Annotated in this window: 13 protein-coding genes; 10 read left to right on the top strand and 3 right to left on the bottom strand. The window is 30.8% G+C overall.

The annotated features are described in order from the left end of the window. Nucleotides 1-9: 9 nt before the first annotated feature. Entirely contained in the window at nt 10-2,430 is a 2,421-nt protein-coding gene (locus tag BLT88_RS06760) for a zinc-dependent metalloprotease (RefSeq protein WP_091953838.1), read from the bottom strand. Nucleotides 2,431-2,516: 86 nt separating this feature from the next. Here BLT88_RS06760 and prfB point away from each other — a divergent pair, with 86 nt between their 5' ends. The 3 genes from prfB (at nt 2,517) to BLT88_RS06745 (ending at nt 6,538) form a co-directional block, all read left to right on the top strand. Next, a complete protein-coding gene (gene prfB / locus BLT88_RS06755; RefSeq protein ID WP_091953837.1) occupies nt 2,517-3,614 on the top strand; it encodes a peptide chain release factor 2 in 1,098 nt (365 codons plus the stop codon). Nucleotides 3,615-3,634: 20 nt separating this feature from the next. Further along, the gene (gene arsC, locus BLT88_RS06750) at nt 3,635-3,976 is read left to right on the top strand and encodes an arsenate reductase (glutaredoxin) (protein ID WP_091953836.1); all 342 of its coding nucleotides are present in this window, start codon (nt 3,635-3,637) and stop codon (nt 3,974-3,976) included. A 99-nt stretch (nt 3,977-4,075) separates the two neighbouring features. Further along, nucleotides 4,076-6,538, top strand: coding sequence for an outer membrane beta-barrel family protein (locus BLT88_RS06745; protein ID WP_091953834.1), 2,463 nt, complete (start codon nt 4,076-4,078; stop codon nt 6,536-6,538). 238 nt (nt 6,539-6,776) lie between these two features. Here the strand turns inward: BLT88_RS06745 and BLT88_RS14240 are convergent, their stop codons facing one another. Beyond that, complete coding sequence (locus BLT88_RS14240; protein WP_036785962.1) at nt 6,777-6,950, bottom strand: hypothetical protein; 174 nt, start codon at nt 6,948-6,950, stop codon at nt 6,777-6,779. Between the two features lie 160 nt (nt 6,951-7,110). On the opposite strand from BLT88_RS14240, the gene fumC reads away from it, so the two are divergent. From fumC to BLT88_RS06710, 6 genes are all read left to right on the top strand, one after another. Beyond that, entirely contained in the window at nt 7,111-8,508 is a 1,398-nt protein-coding gene (fumC, locus tag BLT88_RS06740) for a class II fumarate hydratase (protein ID WP_091953833.1), read from the top strand. Between the two features lie 89 nt (nt 8,509-8,597). Continuing rightward, nucleotides 8,598-9,071, top strand: coding sequence for a nucleoside deaminase (locus tag BLT88_RS06735; RefSeq protein ID WP_091953831.1), 474 nt, complete (start codon nt 8,598-8,600; stop codon nt 9,069-9,071). Between the two features lie 866 nt (nt 9,072-9,937). Next, nucleotides 9,938-11,083 carry a BspA family leucine-rich repeat surface protein gene (locus tag BLT88_RS06725; protein WP_091953830.1) on the top strand — a complete coding sequence of 382 codons (1,146 nt, stop codon included), beginning with the start codon at nt 9,938-9,940 and terminating at the stop codon, nt 11,081-11,083. 19 nt (nt 11,084-11,102) lie between these two features. After that, nucleotides 11,103-12,248, top strand: a complete 1,146-nt coding sequence (locus BLT88_RS06720; RefSeq protein WP_091953828.1) for a BspA family leucine-rich repeat surface protein — start codon at nt 11,103-11,105, stop codon at nt 12,246-12,248. Between the two features lie 19 nt (nt 12,249-12,267). Beyond that, complete coding sequence (locus tag BLT88_RS06715; protein ID WP_091953827.1) at nt 12,268-13,413, top strand: BspA family leucine-rich repeat surface protein; 1,146 nt, start codon at nt 12,268-12,270, stop codon at nt 13,411-13,413. Between the two features lie 19 nt (nt 13,414-13,432). Continuing rightward, the gene (locus BLT88_RS06710; protein ID WP_091953825.1) at nt 13,433-14,593 is read left to right on the top strand and encodes a BspA family leucine-rich repeat surface protein; all 1,161 of its coding nucleotides are present in this window, start codon (nt 13,433-13,435) and stop codon (nt 14,591-14,593) included. Between the two features lie 134 nt (nt 14,594-14,727). On the opposite strand, the gene BLT88_RS06705 is transcribed toward BLT88_RS06710, so the two are convergent. Further along, complete coding sequence (locus BLT88_RS06705) at nt 14,728-15,237, bottom strand: DinB family protein (protein WP_091953823.1); 510 nt, start codon at nt 15,235-15,237, stop codon at nt 14,728-14,730. A 57-nt stretch (nt 15,238-15,294) separates the two neighbouring features. Here BLT88_RS06705 and BLT88_RS06700 point away from each other — a divergent pair, with 57 nt between their 5' ends. After that, nucleotides 15,295-16,446 carry a BspA family leucine-rich repeat surface protein gene (locus tag BLT88_RS06700; RefSeq protein ID WP_091953822.1) on the top strand — a complete coding sequence of 384 codons (1,152 nt, stop codon included), beginning with the start codon at nt 15,295-15,297 and terminating at the stop codon, nt 16,444-16,446. The last annotated feature ends 25 nt before the right edge of the window (nt 16,447-16,471 follow it).

Raw genomic sequence — 16,471 nt, 5'->3', positions numbered from 1 at the left:
TTTTATAAATTAATATTTATAATCATTTCCAATTGGCGATCCATCTGGAATTTTAGGGGCGTTTGATTTTTTAAATGATGTAGGATTTTTAACAAAATCTTCAATCATTTTTATCATTGCTAAATTATATATTTTCTGAATTCCTTCTAGTTTTTTATTTTGTAAAATTGTTTTGATTTCAGATAATTTATGCATCACAATTGCATTTACTTGTTTGTACTGATTTTTATATGCTGCTAGATAAAATAGTTGTTCTAATACCGCTGTATTTATGACACTTTGTAGTTCTTGATAATAAGAATCTTTATGTGTTTTTTTTATAGTTTTTGTTATCAACTCATCGAGTAACTCGACTAAACCTAGCTGTCTTTTATTTAAACTTTTATGCGCAATTAACCTCGATGCCCTTTGTGGGTTTAATAATAAATTTAATGTCATTTCACTAGCTGTTTCTACAGCTCCAAATGCATCAAACTCTACTCCTAAATCACTTTTAAAAGATTCTCTTGTTCTTCCAAACCCCATGGCCCTTGGCGGAAATAGTGCTAACTTTTCTTTCGGGATTGCAATTTCATCTACAGCAATCGTTTTTAAAACTGCTTGTAAAGCAATTCTTTCAGTTGTTCCTGAAACTCTTTTTACGATCGTTTGATTACCTCCTTTTACGGCGTAACTATATTCCAAACCGCCAATTAATTTGACCGCAGCTTCCGTTTGAAATCTATGAAAAAAATACAAGGGAACAAACACATCTTCTAAAGCAGAATAAGGCTGCTTAGTTTTAATATTATCTTTTGAAAAATTTTCGATAGCAGTTCTTCTAATTTTAAGAATATTATACAACTCATCATGAATATTTGAACCATTATCCCACAGATGCGCAGAACTACTTGCACTTCCTTGAGACCTTGCATCAGCATCGGACAAATATTTTAATCCACTTGCAAATGCATCTTCTAAAATTTTATGCAACTCATTCTCTTCATCTTTCTCAAATTCTTGATAAAAATAAGCGACAGTAACTTTATCCCATACTCCAATTTTAGTATCGTAAGCATTAGAAAAATCAATTTTATTCTCTTTTAAACTAAATTTTGGATGCGGATAATCCATCACAGAAGCCCTTCCGTTTGTACTTGCAGCAAAATTGTGCGCAAAACCTAACGTATGTCCAATTTCGTGTGCAGATAATTGTCTAATTCTTGCAATTGCCATTTGCAAAGCAAAATCATCGTCTACAGCATCCTTTTTGTAAGGAGCTTGCAAAGCCTGAGCAATTAAAAAATCTTGACGAATACGTAAACTCCCTAAACTAACATGACCTTTTATAATTTCTCCTGTCCTTGGGTCAGAAATACTGCTGCCGTAACTCCAACCTCTTGTAGATCTGTGCACCCACTGCACCATATTATAACGAACATCTAAAGGATCTGCGCCTACCGGTAACATTTTCATTTGAAAGGCTTCTTTGTAACCAATAGCCTCAAAAGCTTGATTCCACCAACTTCCACCTTCTAATAAAGCAGAACGCACTGGTTCTGGAGTTCCTCTATCTAAATAATAAATAATTGGTTCTTTAGCTTCAGAAATTTCTGCCTCTGGATTTTTCTTTTCTAATCGATGTCTATAAATAAATCTCTTTTTTATTGATTGATTAACCGGCGTTGCGTAATCTAAATATGACATTGGGTAACCTCCTGAACGTGGATCAAACTTTCTTGGTTTGTAATTATTATCTGGTAATTCTACAAAAGAATGATGCTGATGGACGGTAACCAAAAACCCATTGGGAGACACGCTTCTAAGATTTGATCCTTTCGGAGAACCTTTAAACGTCAGCATCAAATCAAACTCAACGTTTTTTGGAAATGCTTTTGTTCTATCCAAATGAAAAGCAGATTTACTTTCGTCTAAACTGTAAGTTCCTTCCTTATTTCTTGCTAAAGTGCTACTTACTCCATGAGCATCTCTCATAAAAAAATCAGTTGCATCCACTAAATAGATGCCTTTTCTTTCTTTTTTGATCACAAAACCATGCAAAACAGATTTTGCAAACGCTTCTCGTACTGATTTTTTTTCTTCTACATTATCTGTAATTGCCCTATAATCTTGATTCGGTTGAATCAGCATTAATTTATTACCTGCTTTTTTAAAATGAACTACAACACCTGCTCCTAACTGACCTCTATCTAAACCAATATCATTAGAACCAATTCCTTCTGAAAGCGAACGAAAATAAAGAAAGTCAGTATCTAATTGGTCAATTTGAAGAAATATTTTATCAGAATTTTCATCATAATAAAATGTAAAATAGCCTTCATATTTTGTAATTCCTTTTTGCAATTTATTTGCTGTTTTCTCTGTAAAAAATTGAGAAAATCCATCAAAAGAGACAGCTATAAAAAAAAGGATAAGTAGTAATTTTTTCATGTTTGATATATTTTGTATAAATCTATAAAATAAGGATCAGTTTTAAAACAAGAAATCTTAAAAATTAATTTATTTTTGTTTGACTTATGATTACACAAGACCAACTTAAAGATATTGCTTCAAGAATTGAAAAATTAAAATCTTATTTAGAGATTGATAAAAAGCTGATTGAAATTTCGAACGAAGAAGAAAAAACTGTAAATCCAGATTTTTGGAACAATCCAAAACAAGCAGAAATTATAATGAAAGAACTTCGTTTTAAGAAAAAATGGGTTGAAGATTACAAGAAAACAATCAGTTTAAATGAAGATGTAAATGTGTTATATGAATTTTACAAAGAAGGTGAAGTTGAAGAAGATGAAGTTATAGAACAGTTTGAAAAGACAAGTTCTTTTTTAGAAGATTTAGAGTTTAAGAATATGCTTTCTGAAGAAGGAGATTCTTTATCTGCAACTATACAAATTACAGCAGGTGCTGGAGGAACAGAAAGTTGTGATTGGGTAGAAATGTTATCTAGAATGTACACGATGTGGGCAGAAAAGCAAGGTTTTAAACTAAAAACATTAAATTATCAAGCGGGAGATGTTGTAGGAATAAAAACGATTACGATAGAAATTGAAGGCGATTATGCTTTTGGGTGGTTAAAAGGAGAAAATGGTGTTCATAGATTGGTACGAATTTCACCTTTTGACTCTAATGGAAAGCGACATACAACTTTTGGATCTGTATACGTTTTTCCTGTGGCAGATGATTCTATAGAAATAGATGTAAACCCAGCTGATATAGAAATTGTAACTGCAAGATCTAGCGGAGCTGGAGGCCAAAATGTAAACAAAGTTGAAACAAAAGTTCAACTAACGCATAAACCTACTGGAATTCAAATTTCCTGTTCTAATTCTCGCTCTCAGCATGATAATAGAGCAACTGCAATGAAAATGTTAAAATCTCAATTATACGAGATTGAATTGCAAAAACAACAAGCAGCTAGAGATGATATTGAGGCCAATAAAATGAAAAACGAATGGGGAAGCCAGATAAGAAATTATGTAATGCATCCTTACAAATTGGTGAAAGATGTAAGAACAGGTTACGAAACAGGGAATATAGATAATGTAATGAATGGAGATATAAATCCGTTTTTAAAGTCTTACTTAATGTTAAATGGGCAGAAAAAGAGTTCGTAATATTTAAAACTTAAATAAAAATGATAAAAATATACCACAATCCACGTTGTTCAAAATCTAGACAAGGTTTAGCGATTTTAGAAGATTCTAAAAAAGAGTTTGAAGTTATAAAATATTTAGATCATACTTTATCCGAAGAAGAATTAAACGAGTTAATAAAATTTTTAAACATCTCTCCTATTGATTTAGTTCGTAAAAATGAAAAAATATGGAAAGAGAATTACAAAGGAAAAGAACTCTCTGATAAAGAAATTATTATTGCAATGGTAGAAAACCCTAAATTGATTGAAAGACCAATTGTAATCAATAATAACAAAGCAGTTATTGGTAGACCACCAGAAAAAATAGCAGCTATTATTTAAATTCTATTCATATAATTTCTTTAACTTTTTTTTAACTATTAACTCTCAAACTTAATTAGTTCTTTGTTGTTTTAAAATGAATAAATATCCAACTAACTAATGAAAAAAATTACACTACTAGTATTCTGTTTATTCACTTCACTATTTCTAATCGCACAAAAGCCGTCTAGCACTAACAGTATTACCTTAATCGGTAAAGTTATTGATGCAGATACTAAAGAACCGTTAGAATATGCTACCATCGTTTTAAAAGAGACTGAAACAAAAAAAGTTTCTGGTGGAATTACTAATGAAAAAGGAATTTTTAGTATCATAACTCCCAAAGGAAATTATGATATTAGTATTGAATATATTTCTTTTAAAAGTATAAAACTACCAAAGCAAACCTTAAACACAAATAAAGATTTTGGAATCATAAAACTTTCTGAAGACGCAAGTAGTTTGGGTGAAGTAATAATTATTGCAGAAAAATCTACAGTAGATATTCGTTTAGACAAACGTATTTATAATGTTGGAAAAGACATGACGTTAAAAGGAGGAACAGCATCTGATGTTCTAGATAATGTGCCCTCTGTAAGTGTAGATGTAGAAGGAAATGTAAGTTTAAGAGGAAATGAAAATGTGCGGATTTTAATTGACGGAAAACCATCTGCTCTTGTAGGCTTAAGTGGTACAGATGCATTAAGACAATTACCTGCAGATGCTATAGAAAGAGTTGAAGTAATAACCTCTCCGTCTGCAAGGTATGATGCAGAAGGAACCGCCGGGATTTTAAATATTATTCTTAGAAAAGGAAAAGCTTTAGGTTTTAATGGTTCTGTAAACACAACAGTTGGAACACCAGATCAGTTTCAATTAGCAACCAATTTAAACCAAAGAGGAAAGAAAACGAACTTATTTTCTAATTTCGGATATAGCTATAGAAAAGGTCCTGGAAACTTTTTTACAAATTTAAAAAATCTTACAAATGGTGCTGTTACAAGTTCTAGAATTGAAGATAGAGATTGGTCAAGAAATAGAAATAGTTTTAACGCAAATGTTGGCTTAGAATATTTTTTAACTAAAAAAAGCTCTTTAACTGGTAACATTTTTTACCGAAATACAAAAGGTGGGAATTTTTCTACAAATGATATTAAAGAATTTGACCAAAATAATGCATTAACAGATAATATTATAAGAATACAGGATGAAAATTCTGATGATGAAACGATACAATATTCGTTAAACTACTCAAACAATTTTAATAAAAAAGGTCATAAATTAACTTTAGATTTTCAGTATAGTGATAGTAAAGAGAATGAAGAAGCTGTCAATATCGAAACTGGTTTTACAAACGAAACAAACATTACAAACGAATCATCTAAAAACACTTTATTACAAGCAGATTATGTACTACCAATTGGCGAAAACACTCAGTTTGAAGCGGGATACCGTGGTGATTTTCAAGATTTAACTTCAGATTTTTTAGTAACTCCGGTAACAGATCCAAATTTTGACCCATCAAATAACTTAGAATTTGGTCAAAATATTCATGCGTTTTATTCACAATACGGAAATAAATTTAACAAATTTTCTTTTCTTTTAGGGTTGCGTTTAGAAACTACAGATGTAAAAGTAAGATTATTAAATACGAATGAAAATAACGATTTTAGTTATACAGAATTATTCCCCACATTAAATATTGGTTATGAAGTAACAGAAAAACAAAGCTTTACTTTAGGGTATAGTCGACGCTTAAGAAGACCAAGGTTTTGGTATTTAAATCCGTTTGAATCAAGAAATAGTCAGAACATTATTTTTAAAGGAAATCCTGCTTTAATACCAACCTTTACGAACTCTTATGATTTAGGCTATCTAAATAAAATTGGTAAATTAACAGTAAGTTCATCTATTTATTATCAATATTCAACAAACAATATTAGTAGAGTTACAAGGCAAGAAATTAGAGAAATTAATGGTAATAACGAATCTGTTTTAATTAGAGAACCAATCAATTTAGCTTCAGAAGATAGGTATGGATTTGAGTTTACTGCCAATTATAATGCAGCGAAAACAGTAAAATTTGATGGAAGTTTTAATGTATTCAATTCTAAAACAGAGGGAATTTATACCTATGACTTTTTAGACCCAACTACGAATATTACAAATACAATTTCAGAGGATTTAAGTAACAGTAACTCAAGCTGGAGAGCACGTTTTAACGCAAGAGTAACTTTACCATATAAAATAGAATGGCAAACAAGGTTATCTTACAGAGGTCCAAGCGAAAGTGCACAAAGCGAAAGTGATGGAATTTTTTCAGCCAACTTGGCATTCAGTAAAGATGTGTTAAAAGAAAAAGGAACGTTGATTTTAAATGTAAGTGATCTTTTTAATTCTAGAAAAAGAAATTCTACCAACTACACGCCAAACAGAGAGAATCCAACCAATATTTCTGACCAAACTTTTCAATGGCGCGTTCGTCAAATATCTTTAAACTTTACTTACAGATTTAATCAACAAAAAAATCAAAAACAAAAAGGTGGAAGACAAAATGGTGGTGGAGAAGAATTTGAAGGTTAACCTTTTGAATTACAAAAGGGTTTGAAATAATATCTTTTTATTACTTCTATTACAAAACTACTTTTTTTGTTTTAGACAATAACTTTATCATAATTAAAAAATTACTGCATTAACTCCCTTTTAAGCTATTTAAATAGAATATAAGAGGTTTTTATTTCAATACTTAAATATCAATAAAACTCATAAAAAAACTCGTTCAATTTCTTGAACGAGTTTTTTTTATCATTTATTTTAAAGCTTACTTGCCTTCAGCAGCCTTTTTAGCTTCTTTCTTTAATTTCATATTTTCCCAGATAGTTCCGCCAATCCAATAAGGAACAACAAATGTTAATAAGAATATTAACAACCAAAAACCAGCTGTAAAAACAAACATAAATAAAACTAATCCTGAAAATTGTGAAAAATCTAACATTGAAATATTTTGAAAAATTAATGAAGCAAAAATAAGACTTATTTTCAAAAAACACCAATCAAAAAAATATTTTTTTTAGTTATCTAAAAATGATAATTATCAACTTTATGTAATCATACTTTTTTGTAATTTTGTTGTATCCAAAATTTATATCATAATTATGAAATATAGAATCGAAAAAGATACCATGGGAAACGTAAAAGTTCCTGCAGATAAATACTGGGGGGCACAAACAGAACGTTCGCGCAATAATTTTAAAATTGGGGCTTCAGCTTCTATGCCTATGGAAATTGTATATGGTTTTGCGTATCTTAAAAAAGCTGCCGCTTATACAAACGAAGAGCTCGGTGTTTTAACCACTGAAAAGAGAGATCTAATAGCAAAAGTTTGTGATGAAATTTTAGCAGGAAAACTAGATAACCAATTTCCTTTAGTAATTTGGCAAACGGGTTCAGGTACACAATCTAACATGAATGTGAACGAAGTGATTGCGAACAGAGCCCATGAAATTGCAGGAAAAGTTATTGGTGAAGGAGAAAAGACGATTCAACCAAATGACGATGTAAACAAATCGCAATCTTCTAATGATACATTTCCAACAGGAATGCATATTGCAGCCTATAAGAAAATTGTAGAAACTACAATTCCTGGGATTGAGCAATTAAGAGATACCTTAAAAACTAAATCTGAAGCGTTTAAGGATGTTGTAAAGATAGGTCGAACACATTTAATGGATGCGACTCCACTTACATTAGGTCAGGAATTTTCTGGTTATGTAGCACAATTAAACTTTGGTTTAAAAGCCTTAAATAATACATTAGAACATTTGTCTCAATTAGCTTTAGGAGGAACTGCAGTAGGTACAGGATTAAATACACCTGCAGGTTATGATGTTTTAGTAGCAAAATATATTGCCCAATTTACTGAAATGCCTTTTATTACTGCAGAAAATAAATTTGAAGCGTTGGCTGCACATGATGCTTTAGTGGAAACACACGGAGCCTTAAAACAAGTGGCCGTTTCTTTAAATAAAATTGCAAATGATATTAGAATGATGGCTTCAGGTCCAAGATCAGGAATTGGAGAATTAATAATTCCTGCAAACGAACCAGGCTCATCAATTATGCCAGGTAAAGTAAATCCTACGCAAGCAGAAGCAATGACTATGGTTTGTGCGCAAGTAATGGGTAATGATGTTGCAGTTACTGTTGGCGGAACTCAGGGGCATTATGAACTAAACGTTTTTAAACCTATGATGGCTGCAAACGTTCTGCAATCTGCGCAATTAATTGGTGATGCCTGCGTTTCTTTTGATTTACATTGTGCTTCAGGTATAGAACCAAATCATGCAAGAATTACTGAATTAGTAAATAACTCTTTAATGTTAGTTACTGCTTTAAATACTAAAATAGGCTATTACAAAGCTGCAGAAATTGCAAATACTGCGCATGCAAACGGAACTTCTTTAAAAGTAGAAGCGGTGCGTTTAGGATATGTTACTCCAGAACAATATGATGAATGGGTAAAACCAGAAGAAATGACTGGTGGTTTAAAATAAAAATATTAATTTTAAAATCTCTTAAAAGCTGCATACTACATGCAGCTTTTTTTAGCTCAATAAAATAATCATAATAATAGAAAAGGCAGATGAACAAACACGAAGAATTTATGAGTGGCGCTGTAAAAGCAGCATTAAAAGGAATGAATAATAACGAAGGTGGACCTTTTGGCTGTGTTGTTGTCAAAGACGGATTAGTTATTGGTCGAGGAAATAATAAAGTTACTTCTACCAACGATCCTACAGCACATGCAGAAGTTACAGCAATTAGAGATGCTTGTAAAAATATTGGCTCTTTTCAATTAGACGGGTGTATTGTGTATACTTCTTGCGAACCGTGCCCAATGTGTTTAGGAGCCATTTATTGGGCTAGACCAGATAAAGTGTATTATGGAAGCAATCAGCAAGATGCCGCAAACATTGGTTTTGATGATGAATTCATCTATAAAGAAATTCCTTTACCCTATGAAAAAAGAAGTATTCCTTTTGAACAAATTGGAAGAGAAATTGCACTAGAACCGTTTAACAAGTGGGCAGAAAAACAAGATAAAACTGAATATTAAATTCATACTAAAACCGAAGCTAAAACTTCGGTTTTTCTCTTAAAAACACCTTTCTTTTATAATATTCAAATGATGACTTTGATGACCTGAAAATAAATATCCTAAAGCTCTTACAGACATTTTATTATTTGAAAAACTCCTACTCTTAACAAAGCTTCATCAGAAAAGCTTTTAAATAATTGAATTGAAGACTTTCTTAACACCTCCATTTCATCCAATAAATCATAATAACTGCTATCATTAGCATTGTCGTTCTCAACAAAAAGATCTTAATCAAAACCTGGCAAAGAAGTTTTATCTTTTCTAGCAAAGCACAAAGCTACATAAGAAAAAACCCGTTCCGTATCAATAATGTGCTGAATCAATTCTTTCATCGTCCATTTACCTTCAGCATAAAAAAAATAAAATGGCAAATAATTTTCACGCCTAGGCGTGAAAATTATTTGTTATTGAGTTTTCACGCCTAGGCGTGAAAATTATTTGCTATTAAATTTCTATATTTGAAATCGTCACAATAAAAATTCTTTTTGCTATGAATAATTTTCTAAATACATAATTAAATTCTTTTTGACAAGCTACTAAATTTTATGTAATTGTTTTCTCGTTTTTAGAAACCAGTTGTATGTATTGTTCAAAATAAGTAGCATACTCTTTAGGAATCGATATAATAGAATTATTTATGTTTATTGAAGCGAATTTAATAATCAAATAGTTTCTTTTATTTCAATAAAAATTTATAATTATAGCATTACGAAAAAGTTATTTTTTAGCAACAACGTGATGAATTAATTAATCAAAAATTAATTAAAAATTAATGTTTAATTCGCATTTTTATCAAAATATATAATTTAAAACCTCAAATAAATATGAAAAAGATTTTTTTATTAACCTTAACATGTATTCTTTGTTTTAGTGCTTGCAACAAGGATGACACCCCTTCAAATAGAGATTTGTATGCAAACAATCCAGATGCATTTATAACCATTTGGAAAACTGATAATCCAGGAGATTCAGAAGACAATCAAATTGAAATACCTGGCTCAGGAACAAAATACAAAATATTTTGGGAAGAAGTAGGGAACCCTAGTAATAGTGGTTTAGTAACAGCAACTAATTCTCGTATTATAACATTTCCAAAAACTGGAACCTACAAAGTTAGTATCAGTGGCGGAGCACCTGCTTTTCATCGGATTAAATTTAGTAGTTCAAATTCTAAAAAAATAATTTCAATAGAACAATGGGGTTCAATAGAATGGTCTTCTTTTAGAGAAGCATTTTGGGGATGTAGAAACCTTAATTCTAGTGCTACAGACACTCCTGACTTAAAAAATGTACAGAATATGAGGGATATGTTTACTTATTGTGAAAATTTTAATGGAAATATATCTGACTGGGACGTTAGTAATATAACTAATATGGGTGGTGTTTTTGCTGTTTGTAAAAGCTTTAACCAAGATATTTCAAGTTGGGATGTTAGTAAAGTGACAAATATGCATACTATGTTTAGAGAAGCAGAAAGCTTTAATCAAGATATTTCTAGCTGGGATGTAAGTAATGTAACTGCTATGAGTGCGATGTTTTATGCTGCAATTAATTTTAATCAAGAAATAGGTTCTTGGGATGTAAGTAAGGTGACTGATATGGCTGATATGTTTGAAGCAGCATTAAGTTTTAATCAAGATATTTCAAATTGGGATGTAAGTAAGGTAATTAGAATAAGCCATATGTTCAGCGGAGCAAAAAGTTTTAATCAAGATATCTCTAGTTGGGATGTAAGTAATGTGAAAAGCATAGCTTTTGCTTTTTGGGGTGCATCAAGTTTTAACCAAGATATTTCTGGTTGGGATGTTAGCAACGTCACTCAAATGGCTTGGACATTTTTAAATGCAACAAATTTTAGTCAAGATATTTCTGATTGGGATGTTAGCAATGTACAAAGATGTAATTCTTTCGCAGATGGCTCTAATCTAGATGATAGCCAATTACCTAATTTTCCAGCAAACTGCAATTAAACACTAAAAATCAAAAATAATGAAAAAAATTTTCTTAATAACCTTAACATGCATTCTTTGTTTTAGCGCTTGTAACAAGGATGACACCCCTTCAAATAGAGATTTGTATGCAAACAATCCAGATGCATTTATAACCATTTGGAAAACTGATAATCCAGGAGATTCAGAAGACAATCAAATTGAAATACCTGGCTCAGGAACAAAATACAAAATATTTTGGGAAGAAGTAGGGAACCCTAGTAATAGTGGTTTAGTAACAGCAACTAATTCTCGTATTATAACATTTCCAAAAGCTGGAACCTACAAAGTTAGTATCAGTGGCGGAGCACCTGCTTTTCATCGGATTAAATTTAGTAGTTCAAATTCTAAAAAAATAATTTCAATAGAACAATGGGGTTCAATAGAATGGTCTTCTTTTAGAGAAGCATTTTGGGGATGTAGAAACCTTAATTCTAGTGCTACAGACACTCCTGACTTAAAAAATGTACAGAATATGAGGGATATGTTTACTTATTGTGAAAATTTTAATGGAAATATATCTGACTGGGACGTTAGCAATATAACTAATATGCATGGTGTTTTTGCTGTTTGTAAAAGCTTTAACCAAGATATTTCAAGTTGGGATGTAAGTAAAGTGACAAATATGCATACTATGTTTAGAGGAGCAGAAAGCTTTAATCAAGATATTTCTAGCTGGGATGTAAGTAATGTAACTGCTATGAGTGCGATGTTTAATGCTGCAATTAATTTTAATCAAGATATAGGTTCTTGGGATGTAAGTAAGGTGACTCATATGAATGATATGTTTGGCGGAGCATTAAGTTTTAATCAAGATATTTCAAATTGGGATGTAAGTAACTTAATTAGAATGAATTATATGTTTACAAATGCCAAAAAATTCAACCAAGATATGTCTAGTTGGGATGTAAGTAATGTGAAAAGTATGTCTTATGTTTTTTGGGGTGCATCAAGTTTTAACCAAGATATTTCTGGTTGGGATGTTAGCAACGTCACTCAAATGGCTTGGACATTTTTAAATGCCACAAATTTTAGTCAAGATATTTCTGATTGGGATGTTAGCAATGTACAAAGATGCAATTCTTTCGCAAATGGCTCTAATCTAGATGATAGCCAATTACCTAATTTTCCAGCAAACTGCAATTAAACACTAAAAATCAAAAATAATGAAAAAAATTTTCTTAATAACCTTAACATGCATTCTTTGTTTTAGCGCTTGTAACAAGGATGACACCCCTTCAAATAGAGATTTGTATGCAAACAATCCAGATGCATTTATAACCATTTGGAAAACTGATAATCCAGGAGATTCAGAAGACAATCAAATTGAAATACCTGGCTCAGGAACAAAATACAAAATATTTTGGGAAGAAGTAGGGAACCCTAGTAATAGTGGTTTAGTAACAGCAACTAATTCTCGTATTATAACATTTCCAAAAGCTGGAACCTACAAAGTTAGTATCAGTGGCGGAGCACCTGCTTTTCATCGGATTAAATTTAGTAGTTCAAATTCTAAAAAAATAATTTCAATAGAACAATGGGGTTCAATAGAATGGTCTTCTTTTAGAGAAGCATTTTGGGGATGTAGAAACCTTAATTCTAGTGCTACAGACACTCCTGACTTAAAAAATGTACAGAATATGAGGGATATGTTTACTTATTGTGAAAATTTTAATGGAAATATATCTGACTGGGACGTTAGCAATATAACTAATATGCATGGTGTTTTTGCTGTTTGTAAAAGCTTTAACCAAGATATTTCAAGTTGGGATGTAAGTAAAGTGACAAATATGCATACTATGTTTAGAGAAGCAGAAAGCTTTAATCAAGATATTTCTAGCTGGGATGTAAGTAATGTAACTGCTATGAGTGCGATGTTTTATGCTGCAATTAATTTTAATCAAGATATAGGTTCTTGGGATGTAAGTAAGGTATTTGATATGGCTGATATGTTTGGCGCAGCATTAAGTTTTAATCAAGATATTTCAAATTGGGATGTAAGTAAGGTAATTAGAATAAGCCATATGTTCAGCGGAGCAAAAAGTTTTAATCAAGATATCTCTAGTTGGGATGTAAGAAATATGAAAACCATAGCTTATGCTTTTTGGGGTGCATCAAGTTTTAACCAAGATATTTCTGGTTGGGATGTTAGCAACGTCACTCGAATGGATTGGACATTTTTAAATGCAACAAATTTTAGTCAAGATATTTCTGATTGGGATGTTAGCAATGTACAAAGATGTAATTCTTTCGCAGATGGCTCTAATCTAGATGATAGCCAATTACCTAATTTTCCAGCAAACTGCAATTAAACACTAAAAATCAAAAATAATGAAAAAGATTTTTTTATTAACCTTAACATGTATTTTTTATTTTAGTGCTTGTAACAAAGATGACATCCCTTCATATAGAGAATTTTATGTAAACAATCCAGATGCATTTATAACCATTTGGAAAAGCGATAACCAAGGAATATCTGAAGATAATCAAATTGAAATACCAGGTTCCGGACACCAGTATACTGTATTTTGGGAAGAAATAGGAAACCCTGAAAATAATAGAAGAGAAATAGCTACGGATATTCATACAGTTACGTTTCCTAAAGTAGGAATGTATAAAGTTGCTATATTTAATACAAGTAATTATCCCTTCAATAGAATCAGTCTCTTTGACCTTGAGAGCAAAAGAGATAATAAAAAATTAATTTCTATTGAACAATGGGGCAACATAGAATGGGTATCATTTGAAAATGCTTTTAAGAATTGTGAAAATCTAGAAATTAATGCTACAGACGCCCCTAATTTAAAAAATGTAGAAAGTATGAATTATATGTTTTTTAAAGTAAAAAATATAAACGAATCTATTTCTAATTGGGATGTAAGTAATGTAACCGATATGAGTGCTATGTTTTATGATTTAAATAGTTTTAATCAAGATATTTTTAATTGGGATGTAAGTAATGTAACTGATATGAGTTATATGTTTTCTGGCTGTGAAAACTTTAATCAAGATATTTCTAATTGGGATGTAAGCAATGTAACTAATATGGGTAGTATGTTTTGGGGTTCTTATAATTTTAATCAAGATATTTCCAATTGGAATGTGAGTAACGTAACTGATATGGGGGGTATGTTTTCGTTTGCATTTTCTTTTAATCAAGATATTTCTAATTGGGATGTGAGTAACGTAACTGATATGGGGAGTATGTTTTCTGGCTTATCGAAATTTAATCAAGATATTTCTAGTTGGGATGTGAGAAATGTAACTAAGATGAGTTTCATGTTTTCGAGTGCAGTTTCTTTTAATCAAGATATTTCTAATTGGGATGTGAGCAGTGTAATAGATATGAATAATATGTTTTTTAGTTCTGATAATTTTAATCAAGATATTTCTAATTGGGATGTCAGCAATGTGACTCGTTGTTCTGAATTCGCAAAATTTTCTAATCTAGATGATAGTAAATTACCTAATTTTCCAGCAAACTGCAATTAAACACTAAAAATCAAAAATAATGAAAAAGATGGTTTAAATCCTATATACTTACCAATCCTGTCTGCAGGCTGTAATTAAGTTACTCAATAATTATTAAGTGATATTAAACCGAAGCTAAAACTTCGGTTTTTTTATTATAAATATCTTTCTTTTATAATATTCAAATGATGCATTTGATGCCCTGAAAATAAATATCCTAAAGCTCTTACAGATATTTTATTATTCGAAGCAACACCTACTCTTAACAAAGCTTCATCAGAAAAGCTTTTAAATAATTGAATTGAAGATTTTCTTAACACCTCCATTTCATTTAATAAATCATAATAGTTTCTATCGTTTGCATTGTCATTCTCAACAAAAACATCTTGATCAAATCCAGGCAAAGAAGTATTATCATTTCTAGCAAAACATAAAGCTCTATAAGAAAAAACCCGTTCTGTATCAATAATGTGCTGAATCAATTCTTTGATCGTCCATTTGCCTTCAGCATAAGAAAAATTGTGCTTTTCTACTGGTAAATTTCTTAATACATCATCAAATACTTTTTGAGAAGCTACTAAATTTTCTATAATTGATTTCTCATCTTTAGAAACCAGTTGCATGTATTGTTCAAAATAAGGAGCATATTCGTTTTTAGGAATCATTAATAAAGGTTTAAGTTAGCAAAAAATAACTTATTTTTTTATATTTACAAAAAAAACATGAAAAAAATTTTATTATTTACCTTGACAAGCATTCTTTGTTTTAATGCTTGTAACAATGATGACACCACTTCAATTAGAGAATTGTATGGAAACAGTCCAAATGCGTTTGTAACCATCTGGAAAACTGATGAACCTGAAGGATATACAGAAGACAATCAAATAGAAATACCAGGCTCAGGAACAAATTATAAAATATTTTGGGAAGAAGTAGGTAATCCAAATAATAATGGTTTAGAAACAGCAACTAATTCTCATACTATAACATTTCCAAAAGCTGGAATCTACAAAGTTAGCATAAGTGGTGGAACCCCTGCTTTTCATCAAATTAAATTTAGTAGTCCATATTTAGATAATGATAAAATAATTTCAATAGAACAATGGGGTAATATAGAATGGTCATCATTTAATCATGCGTTTAATTATTGTAAGGCACTTGAAATAAATGCAAAAGACAACCCTAACCTAAAGAAGGTAAAAGACATGAGTTCCATGTTTAAAGCTTGTTGGATGCTAGAATATGGCGTTTCTGATTGGGACTTAAGTAATGTAACTGATATGAATGAAATGTTTTCAGGGGCTAGAAACTTTAATGGCGATATTTCTAGTTGGGATGTTAGTAGTGTGACAAATATGGCTTTCATGTTTTCAAGTAACCACCTTTTTAATCAAGATATTTCTAATTGGGATGTAAGCAATGTAACTAATATGGCTTTTATGTTTACAAATACCAGAGCATTTAATCAAGATATTTCTAGCTGGGATGTAAGTAATGTAACTGCTATGAATAGTATGTTTTTTAATTCTAAATTTAACAATAATATTTCTAATTGGGATGTTAGTAATGTAATTAATATGACTGGTGTTTTTGCTGAATGCAGAAACTTTAACCAAGATATTTCTAGTTGGGATGTTAATAAAGTGATTAGTATGCATGGTATGTTTGTAGGTGCAGAAAGCTTTAATCAAAATATTTCTGGTTGGGATGTAAGCAATGTAACTGATATGAGTTATATGTTTAGTGCAGCAGAAAGTTTTAACCAAAATATTTCTGATTGGGATGTTAGCAATGTTACTGAATGTTTTTACTTTTCTGAAAACTCTGGATTAGAATTAAATTATATTCCAAGCCTACAAGGAGGCTGTAATTAATTGACAAAAAAATATTTAGACTTTA

Source organism: Polaribacter sp. Hel1_33_78 (assembly GCF_900106075.1).
Classification (GTDB): domain Bacteria; phylum Bacteroidota; class Bacteroidia; order Flavobacteriales; family Flavobacteriaceae; genus Polaribacter.
Note: the sequence above shows the minus strand (reverse complement) of the source record. Positions and strands in the feature narration are given on the sequence as shown.

Excerpts from the sequence above, each read along its gene's own strand:
- BLT88_RS06705 (WP_091953823.1), bottom strand. The coding sequence starts at position 15,237 with ATGATTCCTAAAAACGAATATGCTCCTTATTTTGAACAATACATGCAA.
- fumC (WP_091953833.1), top strand. The coding sequence starts at position 7,111 with ATGAAATATAGAATCGAAAAAGATACCATGGGAAACGTAAAAGTTCCT.
- prfB (WP_091953837.1), top strand. The coding sequence starts at position 2,517 with ATGATTACACAAGACCAACTTAAAGATATTGCTTCAAGAATTGAAAAA.
- BLT88_RS06715 (WP_091953827.1), top strand. The coding sequence starts at position 12,268 with ATGAAAAAAATTTTCTTAATAACCTTAACATGCATTCTTTGTTTTAGC.
- BLT88_RS06735 (WP_091953831.1), top strand. The coding sequence starts at position 8,598 with ATGAACAAACACGAAGAATTTATGAGTGGCGCTGTAAAAGCAGCATTA.
- arsC (WP_091953836.1), top strand. The coding sequence starts at position 3,635 with ATGATAAAAATATACCACAATCCACGTTGTTCAAAATCTAGACAAGGT.
- BLT88_RS06725 (WP_091953830.1), top strand. The coding sequence starts at position 9,938 with ATGAAAAAGATTTTTTTATTAACCTTAACATGTATTCTTTGTTTTAGT.
- BLT88_RS06760 (WP_091953838.1), bottom strand. The coding sequence starts at position 2,430 with ATGAAAAAATTACTACTTATCCTTTTTTTTATAGCTGTCTCTTTTGAT.
- BLT88_RS06745 (WP_091953834.1), top strand. The coding sequence starts at position 4,076 with ATGAAAAAAATTACACTACTAGTATTCTGTTTATTCACTTCACTATTT.
- BLT88_RS06720 (WP_091953828.1), top strand. The coding sequence starts at position 11,103 with ATGAAAAAAATTTTCTTAATAACCTTAACATGCATTCTTTGTTTTAGC.
- BLT88_RS06710 (WP_091953825.1), top strand. The coding sequence starts at position 13,433 with ATGAAAAAGATTTTTTTATTAACCTTAACATGTATTTTTTATTTTAGT.
- BLT88_RS14240 (WP_036785962.1), bottom strand. The coding sequence starts at position 6,950 with ATGTTAGATTTTTCACAATTTTCAGGATTAGTTTTATTTATGTTTGTT.
- BLT88_RS06700 (WP_091953822.1), top strand. The coding sequence starts at position 15,295 with ATGAAAAAAATTTTATTATTTACCTTGACAAGCATTCTTTGTTTTAAT.